The following is a 15,102-nucleotide window of genomic DNA, read 5'->3' as shown; positions in this document are numbered from 1 at the left end:
CCGTGGCATCCACCGCCGACTTCAAGAACGGACTGGTGCTCAACATCGACGGCCAGCTCTGGCAGATCGTCGAATTCCAGCACGTCAAGCCGGGCAAGGGCCCGGCGTTCGTCCGCACCAAGCTCAAGAACGTGCTGTCGGGCAAGGTGGTCGACAAGACCTACAACGCCGGGGTGAAGGTCGAGACCGCCACCGTGGACCGGCGCGACGCCACCTACCTCTACCGCGACGGCTCGGACTTCGTGTTCATGGACAGCGAGGACTACGAGCAGCACCCGCTGCCGGAGTCGCTGGTCGGCGACGCCTCCCGGTTCCTGCTGGAGGGGCTGCCGGTGCAGATTGCCTTCCACAACGGCGCCCCGCTCTACATCGAGCTACCGGTCTCCATCGAACTGGAGGTCAGCCACACCGAGCCCGGCCTGCAGGGCGACCGCTCCAGCGCAGGCACCAAGCCGGCCACCCTGGAGACCGGGGCCGAGATCCAGGTGCCGCTGTTCATCAACACCGGCGACAAGCTGAAGGTGGATTCGCGGGACGGCAGCTACCTGGGGCGGGTCAACGCCTGACCATGCCCGACGGTAAGCAGGGCAGACCGACCAAAGGACGCCATCACGCCCGCAAGCGCGCCGTCGACCTGCTCTTCGAGGCCGAGGCCCGCGGGCTCAGCCCGGCCGAGATCGTCGACCTGCGCGCAAAGCTGGCCGACGCGAAGGCCGACGTCGCGGCCCTGCAGCCGTACACGGCCGCGGTGGCGCGCGGGGTGGGGCAGCACGCCGCGCACATCGACGACCTGATCAGCTCGCATCTGCAGGGCTGGACGCTGGACCGCCTGCCCGCCGTCGACCGCGCGATCCTGCGGGTCGCGGTGTGGGAGCTGCTCTACGCCGACGACGTGCCGGAGCCGGTGGCCGTGGACGAGGCCGTGCAGCTGGCCAAGGAGCTGTCCACCGACGAGTCGCCGGCCTTCATCAACGGGGTGCTGGGACAGGTCATGCTGGTGACGCCGCAGATCCGGGCGGCCGCGCGGGCGGTGAGGGGCCAGGAGCCGTGAGCCGCCTGGAACTGCGGGTCGTCGTGGCGGGGTTCCTCGCCGCGACGGTCGTACTGGGCGCCGTCGTGTGCGCGGCCTTTCGCCTGACCATCGTCGCGTCCGCGCTGGCGATCTACGCGCTGGGCGTCGGCGCCTGGCTGTATCACTGCGTCGAGCGCCTCATCCTGGCCAACCGCATCAGCACGGTCCGGCAGGCGGCCAAACCGCTGCAGCCGCTGCTGCCGGTGATGGCCGCCCTCATGGCGCTGACGCAGGCGGTGGTGCGGTCGCTGTCCGACGTCACCGAGCTGCCGGCGCGCAGCCGGTACCTCCCGGTCCTGCGATGGGTGGACGGCGGTCGGGGGAACCGGCGCGTCGTGGACGCCGACGACGATCCGGATCGCTGAGCGTCGTCGCGCAAATATTCACCCGCGCCGGGCCGATGGCGTCACAATGCAGTCAGCCGAAAGGCAGTTCTGCCGATAGACAGGTGACCATGATGAACCCATACAGTGCCCAGCCGCGCCGGCTGCGGGTGTCGGCGCTGGCGGCGGTGGCCAACCCGTCGTACGCGCGCATCGACACCTGGAACATGCTCGACGACGCCTGCCGCCATCTCGCCGAGGTCGACCTCGCCGGACTCGACAAGACCCACGAGGTCGCCCGGGTGAAGCGCCTGATGGACCGCATCGGCGCCTACGAGCGGTACTGGCTGTATCCCGGCGCCGAGAACCTCGCCACGTTCCGGACGCACCTGGAGGCGCTGTCCACCGTGCGGCTCGCCGAGGAGGTTTCGCTGGCCGTGCGGCTGCTCTCCGAATACGGCGACCGCGCCGGCCTTTTCGACACTTCCGCGCCGCTGGCGGACCAGGAGCTGGTGGCCAGGGCCAGACAGCAGCAGTTCTACACCGTGCTGCTCGCCGACGACGCCCCCGCCACGGCCCCGGACTGCCTGGCCGAGTGCCTGCGGGCGCTGCGCGACCCGTCCGACGACGTGCAGTTCGAGATCCTCGTCGTCTCCAGCGTCGAGGACGCGGTCACCGCGGTCGCGCTCAACGGCGAGATCCAGGCCGCCATCATCCGCGACGACCTGCCGCTGCGGTCCAAGGACCGGCTGCCGCTGATGAACAGGCTGCTCGGGCCCAACGAGGACGCCAAGGACGTCATCCCCGACCGCGCCAACGACTGCGTCGAATGCGGCGAGTGGATCCGGGAACTGCGGCACCACATCGACCTCTACCTGCTCACCGACGAGTCGATCGCGGCCGGCGACGACACCGAACCCGACGCCTACGACCGGACGTTCTACCGGCTCAACGACGTCACCGACCTGTACAGCACCGTGCTCGCGGGCCTGCGAAACCGTTTCGCCACGCCGTTTTTCGACGCCCTGCGCGCCTACGCCGCGGCCCCCGTCGGCCAGTTTCACGCGCTGCCCGTCGCGCGCGGCGCCAGCATCTTCAACTCCAAGTCCCTGCAGGACATGGGCGAGTTCTACGGCCGCAACATCTTCATGGCCGAAACCTCAAGCACCTCAGGCGGTTTGGACTCGCTGCTGGACCCGCACGGCAACATCAAGAAGGCGATGGACAAGGCCGCGCGCACCTGGAACTCCGACCACACCTACTTCGTCACCAACGGGACGTCGACCGCCAACAAGATCGTGGTGCAGTCGCTGACCCGGCCGGGCGACATCGTGCTGATCGACCGCAACTGCCACAAGTCGCACCACTACGGGCTGGTGCTGGCCGGCGCCTACCCGCTGTACCTGGACGCATACCCGTTGCCGCAGTTCGCGATCTACGGCGCGGTGTCGCTGCGCACGATCAAGAAGACCCTGCTGGACCTGGAGGCGGCCGGACAGCTGCACCGCGTGCGGATGCTGCTGCTGACCAACTGCACCTTCGACGGCGTGGTGTACAACCCGCTGCAGGTCATGCAGGAGGTGCTGGCCATCAAGCCCGACATCTGCTTCCTGTGGGACGAGGCGTGGTACGCGTTCGCCACCGCCGTGCCCTGGGCCCGGCAGCGGACCGCGATGGTGTCCGCCGAGCGCCTCGAACAGATGCTCGCGGCGCCGCAATACGCTGCCGAATATCGGGATTGGGCCGCGTCCATGGAGGGGGTGGAGCGCTCGGAGTGGGTCGATCGCCGCCTGCTGCCCGACCCGGCGCGGGCTCGGGTACGCGTCTACGCCACGCATTCCACCCACAAGTCGCTCTCGGCGTTCCGGCAGGCGTCGATGATCCACATCCGCGACCAGGATTTCAACGCCCTGGCCCGCGACGAGTTCGGCGAGGCGTTCCTCACCCACACCTCGACGTCGCCGAACCAGCAGCTGCTCGCGTCGCTTGACCTCGCGCGCCGGCAGGTCGACATCGAGGGTTTTCAGTTGGTGCGGCAGACCTACGACATGGCGCTGGTCTTCCGGCACCGGGTCCGCAAGGACCGGTTGATCAGCAAGTGGTTCCGCATCCTCGACGAGTCGGACCTGGTGCCCGAGGAGTTCCGGGCCTCCTCGGTCAGCTCGTACCGCCAGGTCCGCCAGGGCGCGCTGGCCGAGTGGAACGAGGCGTGGCGGTCCGATCAGTTCGTGCTCGACGCGACGCGGGTGACGCTGTTCATCGGCCAGACCGGGATGAACGGATACGACTTCCGCGAGAAGATCCTGATGGAGCGGTTCGGTATCCAGATCAACAAGACGTCCATCAACAGCGTGCTGCTGATCTTCACCATCGGCGTCACCTGGTCCAGCGTGCATTACCTGCTCGACGTGTTGCGCCGCATCGCAACGGATTTCGACCGCCGGCAGGCCGCGGCGAGCGTTGCCGACCGCGCGCTGCAGCGGCGCCACGTCGAGGAGCTCACCCAGGACCTGCCCCACCTGCCCGACTTCAGCGAGTTCGACGTCGCGTTCCGTCCCGTCGATGCGTGCACGTTCGGCGACATGCGGGCGGCGTTCTACGCCGGGTATGAGGAATCCGACCGCGAGCACGTGCTGATCGGCATGGCCGGCCGCCGGCTGGCCGAGGGCAAGACGCTGGTCTCCACCACGTTCGTGGTGCCCTACCCGCCGGGCTTCCCGGTCCTGGTTCCCGGCCAGGTGGTCTCGAAGGAGATCATCTACTTCCTCGCCCAGCTCGACGTCAAGGAGATCCACGGGTACAACCCCGACCTCGGGTTGTCGGTCTTCACCGAGCAAGCGCTGGCGCGGATGGAGGCCCAGCGCAACGCGGCGACGGCCGCCGTGGGCTCCGCGTACCCGCCCTTCGATCTGCCTTCGGACGCCGCGGGTTTGAACGGTGGGGTCAACGGCGACGCGGCTGTGGCGGCCGTCTCCGAGCAACTGTGATGTGGCCGGCGGCAAATGCAGGTAGGGTGAGGGGCAATTGACCGCGCCAACCACTGCGCCGTCGACGAGCGCTAAGGATGGCGGCAAAGCTATGGGTACTGGGCACGATGCACCTCAGGTCCGTCCGTGGGAGGTCCGGGTCGGTGACGTCATCGGCACCACCGGGCTGCGCTACACGGTCAAACTGATCGGCGGCCCGCAGACCACCCCGAAGCAGTGGACCTTCTTCGGACGCGACGACGCGGGCCTGCAGCACACGGACACCGTCGGCGAGGGCGACTTCATCAGCCGGTACGCCAGCGCCTTCTGAGTTTGGGTCGCAGGTTGCGCTCAGCGCGATCGGAACGTCGCCGCCGAACGCCAGGTGGCGCAATAGCGAAACGGGCCCGGATTTGGGCTGGTCGCAGCTGAATCCGGCCCGGCGCAATGCCGAGTCGCCCCTGCGCCGCCGGGCGCCGCGTGTCCGCGATGCCCGCGCGCGCCGGGTTAGCGTGGCGGCGTGGCGCAACCAGTACCGATGCCCGCCGGGGGTCCCCGGGCCGACCGCGCGCGTCGCGTGGCCGACGTCCTGCGCCAACAGGTCCACGCCGGCGCCTACGCCGCCGGGCTGCCCGCCGAACACGAGCTGGCGGCCGAATTCTCGGTGTCGCGCAACACCATTCGCGAGGCCCTCGCCGTCCTGAAACGCGAGGGGCTGATCGACCGCGGACCCAGAGTCGGCACCCACGTCGCCCAGCGCAAGTACGACCACGGGCTCGACGCGCTGCTGGGCCTTAAGGAGACGTTCAGGGACTTCGGCGAGGTCCGCAACGAGGTCCGCGCCGCCGTGGCGGTGAGCGCGCCGCCGGCGGTCGCGCGGCGGCTGCGGCTCCAACCGGGCGAGCAGGCCGTTTTCATCGAGCGGTTGCGCTACCTGGGCGAGCTCCCGCTCAGCCTCGACCTGACCTACCTTTCGCCCGACGTCGGCATCCCGGTCCTCGAGTTCGCGCTGGAGACCAACGACCTGTTCGCGCTCATCGAGCGGGTTACCGAACAGCGTCTGGGCACAGCGGCTTTGGCGCTGGAGGCCATCCCGGCCGACGCGCACTCGGCCGCCGCCCTGCAGGTGCCGGACGGCGCGCCGCTGCTGATGCTGGAACGGCTCACCAGTCTCGACGACGGTCGCCCGGTCGACCTGGAGTACATCCGGATGCGCGGCGATCGAATCACCATGCGCGGCAACATGATGAGGAGCAAGACGTGACGCTGATCTCCCAACGCGCCGACGTGCCGGTCACGATCGACGAGTCGCTGTGCATCGACGGCTGCACGCTGTGCGTCGAGGTCTGCCCGTTGGACGCGCTGGCCATCGACCCCGACACCGGCAAGGCGTACATGCACGTCGACGAATGCTGGTACTGCGGCCCCTGCGCGGCGCGCTGCCCCACCGGCGCGGTCACGGTCAACATGCCCTACCTCCTACGCTGAAGGCCCCGCGATGAAGAAGTCCGCCCTGCGACTGCTGTCGCTGATGACCGCCCTGGCCGTCACCTCCGGCTGCTCGCTGGAATCGCTGTCCCAGTCCGCGGGCGTGGTCAACGTGGTGGTCGGATACCAGTCCAAGACCATCAACACCGTCACCGCCGGCACGCTGCTGCGCGCGCAGGGCTACCTGGAGCGCCGCCTGGCCGACATTACGAAGCGCACCGGGACGAAATACGCCGTGCGCTGGCAGGACTACGACACCGGGGCCCCGATCACCGCGCAGATGCTCGCGGAGAAGATCGACATCGGGTCGATGGGTGACTACCCGCTGCTGATCAACGGCTCGAAGACGCAGGCCAATCCGCTGGCGCGCACCGAAATGGTTTCGGTCACCGGCTACAACCCCAGGGGCGCGCTGAACATGGTTGTGGTCAAACCGGATTCGTCCGCGACGACGCTGGGCGACCTGGCCGGGTCCAAGGTCTCGGCGAGCGTGGGCTCGGCCGGCCACGGCACGCTGGTGCGCGCCCTGGCGAAGGAGGGCGTCACCGGCGTCGACGTGCTCAACCAGCAACCGCAGGTCGGCGCCTCCGCGCTGGAATCCGGCCAGGCCCAGGCGCTTTCCCAGTTCGTCGCGTGGCCCGGGCTGCTGGTGTATGAGGGCAAGGCCAGACTCCTCTACGACGGCGCGGAGCTGAACGTGCCGACCCTGCACGGCGTGGTCGTGCGGCGGTCGTACGCCAAGAGCCACCCCGAGGTGCTCGCGGCGTTCCTGCAGGCGCAATTGGATGCCACCGACTTCCTTCACGACAAGCCCCTGGAGGCGGCCCGCATCGTCGCCGAGGCGAGCGGCCTGCCCCAGGAGGTGGTCTACCTCTACAACGGGCCCGGCGGCACCTCCTTCGACCCGACGCTGAAGCCGTCGCTGACCGACGCGCTGAAAGGCGATGTGCCGTACCTGAAGTCGATCGGCGACTTCGCCGACCTCGACCTATCGAACTTCGTCGTCGACGAGCCACTGCGCGCGGTGTTCGCCGCCCGCGGGCTCAACTACGACCAGGCCCGGGCGGCCACGGGCAACCCCTCACCGCTGCCCGGCGACCCCGCCCGGGCCAGCGAACTCTGGCTGGACGGCGCCGACGCGACCCAAACCTTCGCCACCCCGACCCAACTGCTGGGCGCGGTCAGGGACGCGACCTTGCGCGGCGCCAGGGTTCGCGCGGCCTACGTGCCCGACGCCGAACTCGGCACCCGCTGGTTCGCCGACAAGGCGAACTGGGTGCGCTCGCAAACAGCAGGGTCCCAGACCTATCAGCCGTTCGACACCGAGGCAGGGGCGCGTCGCTATCTCTCCGCACACCCCGGCAGCGCCGCCGTGAATTACCAACAGGCACTGGGAGGTTCGTTATGACCGCGCATGTAGTGGTCGAACAGGCGCGCCATGGCGGTCCCGCGCGCTGAGGTTGGCGTCGGTGGCGGCCGCCGTGGGACTCTGGCAGGCGCTCACAGCCGGCAAGGTGCGGCTGTTGCTGCGCTTCGACACGTTGCCCACCGTCACCGAAATCGTGGCGGCGCTGCACCGCCGCGTCGGCGCCCCCCAGTTCTGGCTTGACGTGGCGCAGTCGGTGATCCGCATCCTCACCGGCTTCGGGCTGGCGGCGGCGATCGGCGTCGCCACCGGTGTGCTACTCGGCCGTTCCCGGTTGTTCGCCGACGTCCTCGGCCCGCTGGCAGAGCTGGCCAGGCCAGTCCCCGCGATCGCGATCGTGCCGGTCGCGATTCTGCTGTTCCCGACCGACGAGGCGGGCATCGTCTTCATCACCTTCCTGGCGGCCTACTTCCCGATCATGGTCAGCACCCGGCACGCGGTGCGCGCGCTACCCACGTTGTGGGAGGACTCGGTGCGCACCCTGGGCGGCGGCCGGTGGGACGTGCTGAGCCAGGTGGTGCTGCCGGGCATCCTGCCGGGTGTGTTCGGCGGCCTCTCGGTCGGCATGGGCGTGGCCTGGATCTGCGTGATCTCGGCCGAGATGATCTCCGGGCGGCTCGGCATCGGCTATCGCACCTGGCAGGACTACACCGTGCTGGCCTACCCGCAGGTGTTCGTCGGGATCATCACCATCGGTGTGCTCGGATTCGCGACTTCTGCCGGCGTCGAACTGGTGGGCCGCCGCGTCACCCGCTGGCTGCCGCGGGCACAGGAGGGGCAGCGATGAAGGGAATGAGCCTCGAACTGGACCGGGTTTCGTTGTCCTACACGGCAATCCCGGTGATTGACGGACTCTCCCTGGCCGTTCGGCCCGGGGAGATCCTGGTGCTCACCGGGCCGTCGGGCTGCGGCAAGTCGACCGTGCTGCGTGCGCTGGCCGGTCTGCTGCCGCCCGACGCCGGACGGCTGCTGGCCGATGGCGCCGTGGTCACCGGCACCTCGGGCGATCGCGCAATGGTGTTCCAGGACAACGCTTTACTGCCCTGGCGCACCGTGCGGTCCAACATCGAACTCGCGCTGCGGCTGCGCGGGGTGCCGCGCGCCACCCGGCGCGCGGCGGCAGAGCGCTGGATCGACGAGCTGGGACTGACGGGTTTCGGCCACTACCTGCCCAAGAGCCTGTCGGGCGGCATGCGCCAACGCGTACAGCTGGCCCGCGGCCTGGCCGGCGCCCCGAGGGCGGTGATGATGGACGAGCCGTTCGGTGCCCTCGACACCCAGACCCGCGCGGCCATGCAGCGGCTGCTCATCGACGCCTGGCGCGCCCACCCCACCACCATCGTCTTCGTCACCCACGACGTCGACGAGGCGCTGGCGTTGGGGGACCGGATCGTCGTGCTGGGCCGGGCGGGCCGGCCGCTGCGCGCCGTCATTGACGTGCCTGAGCCGCGCACGGACAGCCGCCCGCGGGCCGAGATCCGTGCGGAGATCATTGCCGCACTGGACCATCCGGTGGCGGCGTGATGCGGATACCCGACCTCGCGCCAGTCCGCCTCGACTGCGACGTGCTAGTCATCGGTGGCGGCACCGCGGGCACCATGACGGCGCTCTCGGCCGCCGAGCACGGCGCACGAGTGCTGTTGCTGGAGAAGGCCCACGTGCGCCACTCCGGCGCGCTGGCGATGGGCATGGACGGCGTGAACAACGCCGTCATTCCCGGTAAGGCCGAACCCGAGGACTACGTCGCCGAGATCACCCGGGCCAACGACGGAATCGTCAACCAGCGCACGGTGTATCAGACCGCCACCCGCGGATTCGCGATGGTGCAGCGGCTGGAGCGCTACGGGGTGAAGTTCGAGAAGGACGAGCACGGCGAGTACGCGGTGCGCCGCGTGCACCGCTCGGGCTCGTACGTGCTGCCCATGCCGGAGGGCAAGGACGTCAAGAAGGCGCTGTACCGGGTGCTGCGGCAGAAGACCATGCGGGAGAAGATCCGCATTGAAAACCGGCTGATGCCGGTGCGGGTTCTCGTGCGCGACGGCCGTGCGGTGGGCGCCGCCGCCCTGCACACGCGCACCGGGGAGTTCTACGCCATAGGCGCCAAGGGGGTGATCCTGGCGACCGGGGCGTGCGGGCGGTTGGGCCTGCCGGCGTCGGGCTACCTGTACGGCACCTACGAGAATCCGACGAACGCCGGCGACGGGTACGCGATGGCCTATCACGCCGGCGCGGAGCTGTCCGGCATCGAGTGCTTCCAGGTCAACCCGCTGATCAAGGACTACAACGGGCCGGCCTGCGCGTATGTGGCGAATCCGTTCGGCGGGTATCAGGTCAACGCGCAGGGGGAGCGGTTCGTCGACTCGGACTACTGGTCTGGGCAGATGATGGCCGAGGTGAAAAGCGAGATCGACTCCGCCCGCGGGCCGATCTACCTCAAGGTATCGCACCTGCCCGACGAGACACTGTCCGCGCTGGAGAACATTCTGCACACCACCGAGCGGCCGACCCGGGGAACGTTCCACGCCAACCGGGGGCATGACTACCGCACCCACGACATCGAGATGCACATCTCCGAAATCGGTTTGTGCGGAGGCCATTCCGCCTCGGGGGTCTGGGTCGACGAGCATGCCCGCACCACGGTGCCCGGGCTGTACGCTGCCGGGGACCTGGCCTGCGTCCCGCACAACTACATGATCGGCGCGTTCGTGTTCGGCGACCTCGCCGGCACCGACGCGGCCTCGGCCTGTGGGGAAGTCGCTGCGCCCCAGGAACTCCCGGAGGACCAGCTGCGCGCCGCCCACGAACTGGTCTATCGGCCGCTACGGCATCCCGACGGGCCGCCGCAGCCGCAGGTGGAATACAAGCTGCGCCGCTTCGTCAACGACTATGTGGCGCCGCCCAAGACGGCCGCCAAGCTGTCGATCGCGGTACGCACCTTCGAGCGGATGCGCGACGAGATCGCCGAGATGGGCGCCCGCAACCCCCACGAACTGATGCGCGCCGTCGAGGTGTCGTTCATCCGGGACTGCGCCGAGATGGCCGCCCGGTCCTCGCTCACCCGCACCGAATCGCGCTGGGGCCTTTACCACGACCGCGCGGACCTCCCCGGGCGCGACGACGCCCAGTGGGGCTACCACCTGAATCTGCGCAAGGGGCCCGATGGCGCGATGGTGTTCCTCAAGCGGCCGGTGGCCCCCTACCTGGTGCCCGTGCCCGAGTTCGACGGCCTGCCGCCGGCCGACCGGACCGTGTACGAGGTGCAGCAGCCGGCGCTGGTCGGCGGTCAGGCTCCGGCGGCCGCGGGTCCCGGGATCCGCCCTGCTGCAACCCCGTTCGAACCGCCATCCCCGCGCATCGCCGAGGTGCTGGCGCTCGAGGAGCCGACCATCACCGATCTCGGGCCGTACCTGGCCGACGCGGATCCGGGGGTGCGCCGCACGGCGGTGGCGACGCTGACCGAGCACATTCCCGACGGGTACGCGCCGGCGCTGTTCGCGGCACTGGATGACCGCGACGCCGGGGTGCGGCGCGCCGCCGCCGAGGGGGTTCGCGAGCTGGCGGAGGTGCTGCCCGACCCGGCCGGAGCGGGCGCGCATCTGGGCTCGAGGGACACGGTGGTGCGTGCGGCCGCGGTCCACCTGCTCGCCGCGCGGCGGGTCGGTGACGCGCGCGAATACCGCCGCGCGCTGGACGATTCCGACCACCGCGTCCGGATCGAGGCGGTGCGGGCGCTGGTGTCGGTCGACGACGTCGACGGCGTGGTCACCGCGACGCGGGACGAGAACCGGGAGGTGCGGATCGCCGCGGCCGGCGGCCTGGCCACGCTGGGTGGGGGTGCCGGCGCGGTGCGCGCGCTGCTCAACGATGCCGACCCGCTGGTGCGCGCGGCGGCGCTCGCCGCGCTGGGCCAATTGGGCTGCGTGGAAAGCGATTTGGATGCTGTCGACCACGCGTTGCGGGTGCCCGCATGGCAGGTGCGCGAGGGTGCGGCGCGCGCGCTGTCCGGTGCACCCCCGGAATTCGCGGTTTCGCGGCTGGTCGAGGCGCTCGTCGACGAGCATCTCGACGTGCGCAAGGCGGCCGTGCTGAGCCTGGCCCGGTGGACGGCCGATCCCGACGCCCGCGATGCGCTGGGCATCGCCTTGAAGGACGGCGACGCAGACGTGCGGGCCTACGCGCGCCGCGCCCTCGCGTAAAGCAGGCTGTCCTGCGGCTCGGGCCCCATGGTCGGGTACACGGCGTGCCGGCTCAGGCGGCCCTCGAGGACGAAGCCGGCGCGCTCGAGCAGCCGCGCCGAGCGTTCGTTGTCGACGCTGCACGTCGCCCAGACGCGGTACACCCGCCGGTCGGCGTCGAGCGCGGCCAGCAGCATCTCGAGCGTCTCGGACATGATTCCCTTGCCCCACCACCGCCGGCCGAGGCAGTAGCCGACCTCGACCGAGTGGGGCACCGGGCGCCGGCAGCTGGCCAGGCCGACGACCTCGCCGCTGTGCCTCAGCTCGATCACCCACGTCCGCTCGTCGTCGCTGACGTTGAGTTTCTCGGTGATCACCCGCCGCGTCGTCGCCACGTCTGGATGCGGCGCCCACATCAGGTACTTGGTGACCTCGGGATCGCGGGCCACCCTCTGGTAGAGCGCGCCGGCGTCGTCGACCACGGGTCGGCGCAGCACCAGCCGCGGCCCCGTGATCCGGTCGGGTGGATAGTCGACCACGGCGCTAGCGGCCGAGGGCCTGATAGGTGCGGCGGACGAACTTCGGTTGCACCGATTGAAGTTTCGCGAGCGTGGTGTTGCCGGCGACGGCCGCGGCGACGTCCGCGGACATGTCGGGCATGTTCTGCACCAGATACAGCAGGATCAGGTCGGCGGACGGGTCCGCCTGCCACCAGGTTCCGTAGGCGCCGGGCCAGCTGAAGGTGCCGAGCCCGCCCGGCCCGAACAGCGGCGCGCTCCTCGCCGGATCGGTCACCACCGACAGGTTCAGCCCGAAGCCGCGCCCGACCCAGTACGGGGCGCCCAAAAAGTTGTGGCGTTTCTGTTCGTCGGTCAGCCGGTCGGTGCGCATCAGGCGGGCCGACTCGGCCGACAGCACCCGAACCCCGTCGATCGTCCCGTCCCCCAACAGCATTCGCACAAACCGCAGGTAGTCGTCGGCGGTCGACCACAGGCCGCCGCCGGCGTTGGGGAACGAGGGCGGCTTGATGTGCGGGGGACCCATCACGTCGTGATGCAGTTGACCGTGCTCGTCGAGGCGATACATGGTCGCGGCCCGGCGCCGCGCTTCCTCGGTGACGAAGAAACCGGTGTCGGTCATCCCCACCGGGCCCAGCACCCGTTCGTCGAGCACCTCCTGGAACGGCTTGCCGTCGATGCGGGACGCGATGACGCCCAGCAGGTCGATGGAATGGCTATAGGTGAGGCGGTCGCCCGGCTGATGCACCAGGGGCAGCTCGGCCAGGGCGGCCAGCCAGGTGTCGGGGCCCTGGTGGAACGGCAGCCGCATGTACGCCTTGGCGATGGGCCCGGACACCGAGAACGCGTAGGCCAGGCCGCTGGTGTGGGTGAGCAGGTCCTCGATCAGGATCGTGCGCTCGAGCGGATGCGTGCGGTCCAGGGGACCGCGCGGGTCGTCGAGCACCCGCAGGTCGGCCAGCTCCGGCGCCCAGCGCGTGACGGGGTCTTTCAGCGTCAATTTGCCCTCGTCGACCAGGCTCATCACCGCCGCCACCGTGACCGGTTTGGTCATCGAGGCGATCCGGAACAGCGTGTCGCGTCCCATCGGCAGCCCGGCGTCCACGTCGCGATAGCCGATCTCGTTGACCTGCACCACCTCTCCGCGCTGCCAAACCAGCGTCAGCGCACCGGCGAGCAGGCCGGCGTCACACGCCTCTTGGATCGAGGCCCGATTGACGTCCAGATTCACCCGGTTCACGTTAGCCGCGCCGGTCAGCGCCGCTGTGCCCGGATGTTCCAAACGCCATTTCGGCGGTCTTGCGGTCGACCTCGCGGCGCACGGTGACGGGCTCGACGCGATGTCCCAGCCCGCGCACAGCACGTCGCGCAGCGTCCGCTCGGCGCCCGTGGTGTGATTTCGGTGGCATTTGGCACGACGATATCGGTTCGACGACGGATTGATTTCGTTCGGTGCAGGCGGGTTAAGCCTTCGGTAGTGGGTACGTCTACGCCTGGGTAAAATTTTCCCTGCAAGTACGGAGACTGTAAGCACGGAGCATGGTGTGAACTCGAACCGTTTCGACGCCGTCATTGTCGGCGCGGGATTCGGCGGCATCGGAGCGGCCGTCCAGCTCAAGCGTCTGGGATACGAGAATTTCGTCATCCTTGACCGCGAAGACGACCTGGGCGGCACCTGGCACGTCAACCACTACCCAGGTGTCGCCGTCGACATCCCGTCCACCACGTACTCGTACTGGTTCGAACCCAACCCGAAGTGGTCGCGGTTGTTCGCGCCGGGCTCCGAGGTCAAGCAGTACGCCGCCGACGTCGCCGAGAAGTATGACGTGCGCCGCCACATGCGGTTCAACGCGACGGTGGAAGGTGCCCAGTGGGACGAGGACGCCGGAGTCTGGCGGGTGGCCCTGATGGGCGGCGAAACATTGACGACCCGGCTCTTGATCACCGCGACCGGCTTCCTGTCTCAGCCCCGCACCCCCGATATCGCGGGCATCAGCGGGTTCCGGGGCAAGATCGTCCATACCACGGCCTGGGATCACGACTACCGCTATGAGGGGCGCCGCATCGCGGTCATCGGGACCGGGGCGTCCGCGGTGCAGGTCATCCCGAAGTTGGCCGAGCAGGCCGGGGAACTGATCGTGTACCAGCGCACCGCCACCCACGTGCTGCCCAAGCCCGACTTCGAATTTCCCCCGGCGGCGCAACGCCTGTTCGCGCGGCTGCCGTGGGCGCAGCGGATCCTCCGCTGGATCAGCGACATCGTGATCGAGATGATCCTGGTGATCGGGGTGTTGCACTTCAAGGAAACCCGTGGCCGGGGCAACATCACCGCCTCCGACATGGCCAAGATCAACCGCTTCGCGTCGATCCGCGACAAGGAACTGCGCGCCAAGTTGACACCGGACTATGACTGCGGTTGCAAGCGGCCCACCTTCTCCAACTCCTACTACCGGGCGTTCACCAAGCCGCACGTGCACCTGGAGACCAACCCCATCGAGCGGGTCGAGGCCGACGGCGTCGTTACCGCGGACGGCCGCAAAATCGTCGTCGACACCCTCGTCCTGGCGACGGGATTCGACATCTGGGAGGCCAACTTCCCGGCCGTCGAGGTGGTTGGCCGCGAAGGCCGGAACCTCGGAAAGTGGTGGCGCGAGAGCGGATTTCAGGCCTACCAAGGGATGTCGGTGCCCTACTTTCCCAACTACCTCGGCCTGGCCAGCCCGTTCGCCTTCTCCGGCCTGTCCTTCTTTCACACCATCGAGGCCCAGATGCGGCACATGGACCGGCTTCTCGGTGAGGTGAAGCGCCGCGGTGCGACCACTTTCGAGGTGACCGAAGAGGCCAACGCCCGTTTCCTCGACCGCATGACCCGGTCGCTGGGCAACTCGGTGTTCTACAACGGTGACTGCGCCTCGTCGCGGTCGTACTATTTCAGCCCCACCGGTGAGGCATCGCTGCTGCGGCCGACCAGCACGCTCAACGCCTTGCGGGAATCCTCCACTTTCCCGCTCAGCGACTACACGATCACCTGACCCGGCCCTGTGCGCACTTCCTGGCGCGCTTCGCTTTTCGGATCACCACTCCGTCCGATGACATGGCGACCAGCCCTAACGAGCCTGGAAGCGAAACGGCTT

Annotated in this window: 14 protein-coding genes; 12 read left to right on the top strand and 2 right to left on the bottom strand. The window is 69.1% G+C overall.

Annotated elements, in window-relative coordinates; all coding sequences use genetic code 11:
- The first annotated feature begins 2 nt into the window (after positions 1-2).
- The 11 genes from efp (at position 3) to BN971_RS17635 (ending at position 11,471) form a co-directional block, all read left to right on the top strand.
- Entirely contained in the window at positions 3-566 is a 564-nt protein-coding gene (efp, locus tag BN971_RS17685; RefSeq protein WP_085179896.1) for an elongation factor P, read from the top strand.
- Between the two features lie 2 nt (positions 567-568).
- A complete protein-coding gene (gene nusB, locus BN971_RS17680; protein ID WP_085179897.1) occupies positions 569-1,051 on the top strand; it encodes a transcription antitermination factor NusB in 483 nt (160 codons plus the stop codon).
- Positions 1,048-1,437, top strand: a complete 390-nt coding sequence (locus BN971_RS17675; protein WP_085179898.1) for an antitermination protein NusB — start codon at positions 1,048-1,050, stop codon at positions 1,435-1,437. The genes nusB and BN971_RS17675 overlap by 4 nt, the downstream gene beginning before the upstream one ends.
- A 92-nt stretch (positions 1,438-1,529) precedes the next feature.
- Complete coding sequence (locus tag BN971_RS17670) at positions 1,530-4,382, top strand: aminotransferase class I/II-fold pyridoxal phosphate-dependent enzyme (RefSeq protein WP_085180007.1); 2,853 nt, start codon at positions 1,530-1,532, stop codon at positions 4,380-4,382.
- A 91-nt stretch (positions 4,383-4,473) separates the two neighbouring features.
- Entirely contained in the window at positions 4,474-4,692 is a 219-nt protein-coding gene (locus BN971_RS17665; RefSeq protein WP_085179899.1) for a hypothetical protein, read from the top strand.
- Between the two features lie 207 nt (positions 4,693-4,899).
- The gene (locus BN971_RS17660) at positions 4,900-5,625 is read left to right on the top strand and encodes a GntR family transcriptional regulator (protein ID WP_085179900.1); all 726 of its coding nucleotides are present in this window, start codon (positions 4,900-4,902) and stop codon (positions 5,623-5,625) included.
- The gene (locus tag BN971_RS17655) at positions 5,622-5,849 is read left to right on the top strand and encodes a 4Fe-4S dicluster domain-containing protein (protein WP_085179901.1); all 228 of its coding nucleotides are present in this window, start codon (positions 5,622-5,624) and stop codon (positions 5,847-5,849) included. The genes BN971_RS17660 and BN971_RS17655 overlap by 4 nt, the downstream gene beginning before the upstream one ends.
- 10 nt (positions 5,850-5,859) lie before the next feature.
- On the top strand, positions 5,860-7,257 hold the full coding sequence (locus BN971_RS17650; RefSeq protein WP_085179902.1) for an ABC transporter substrate-binding protein: 1,398 nt from the start codon (positions 5,860-5,862) through the stop codon (positions 7,255-7,257).
- A gap of 46 nt (positions 7,258-7,303) precedes the next feature.
- Positions 7,304-8,062 (top strand): ABC transporter permease, encoded by a 759-nt coding sequence (locus BN971_RS17645; protein WP_249262752.1) that lies wholly within the window; start codon positions 7,304-7,306, stop codon positions 8,060-8,062.
- Entirely contained in the window at positions 8,059-8,799 is a 741-nt protein-coding gene (locus BN971_RS17640; protein ID WP_085179904.1) for an ABC transporter ATP-binding protein, read from the top strand. Before BN971_RS17645 ends, BN971_RS17640 begins: the two co-directional genes overlap by 4 nt.
- Positions 8,799-11,471, top strand: a complete 2,673-nt coding sequence (locus BN971_RS17635; RefSeq protein WP_085179905.1) for a fumarate reductase/succinate dehydrogenase flavoprotein subunit — start codon at positions 8,799-8,801, stop codon at positions 11,469-11,471. Before BN971_RS17640 ends, BN971_RS17635 begins: the two co-directional genes overlap by 1 nt.
- Here the strand turns inward: BN971_RS17635 and BN971_RS17630 are convergent.
- On the bottom strand, positions 11,447-11,989 hold the full coding sequence (locus BN971_RS17630) for a GNAT family N-acetyltransferase (RefSeq protein WP_085179906.1): 543 nt from the start codon (positions 11,987-11,989) through the stop codon (positions 11,447-11,449). The two genes, BN971_RS17635 and BN971_RS17630, sit on opposite strands and share 25 nt — an antisense overlap.
- Positions 11,990-11,993: 4 nt before the next feature.
- Positions 11,994-13,199: a serine hydrolase domain-containing protein gene (locus tag BN971_RS17625; RefSeq protein WP_169718564.1), complete on the bottom strand. Its 1,206-nt coding sequence runs from the start codon at positions 13,197-13,199 to the stop codon at positions 11,994-11,996.
- Positions 13,200-13,512: 313 nt separating this feature from the next.
- Between BN971_RS17625 and BN971_RS17620 the strand changes: the two genes are divergently transcribed.
- Entirely contained in the window at positions 13,513-15,000 is a 1,488-nt protein-coding gene (locus tag BN971_RS17620; protein WP_085179908.1) for a flavin-containing monooxygenase, read from the top strand.
- The last annotated feature ends 102 nt before the right edge of the window (positions 15,001-15,102 follow it).

It is taken from the genome of Mycobacterium bohemicum DSM 44277, assembly GCF_001053185.1.
In the GTDB taxonomy this organism is placed as follows: domain Bacteria; phylum Actinomycetota; class Actinomycetes; order Mycobacteriales; family Mycobacteriaceae; genus Mycobacterium; species Mycobacterium bohemicum.
Note: the sequence above shows the minus strand (reverse complement) of the source record. Positions and strands in the feature narration are given on the sequence as shown.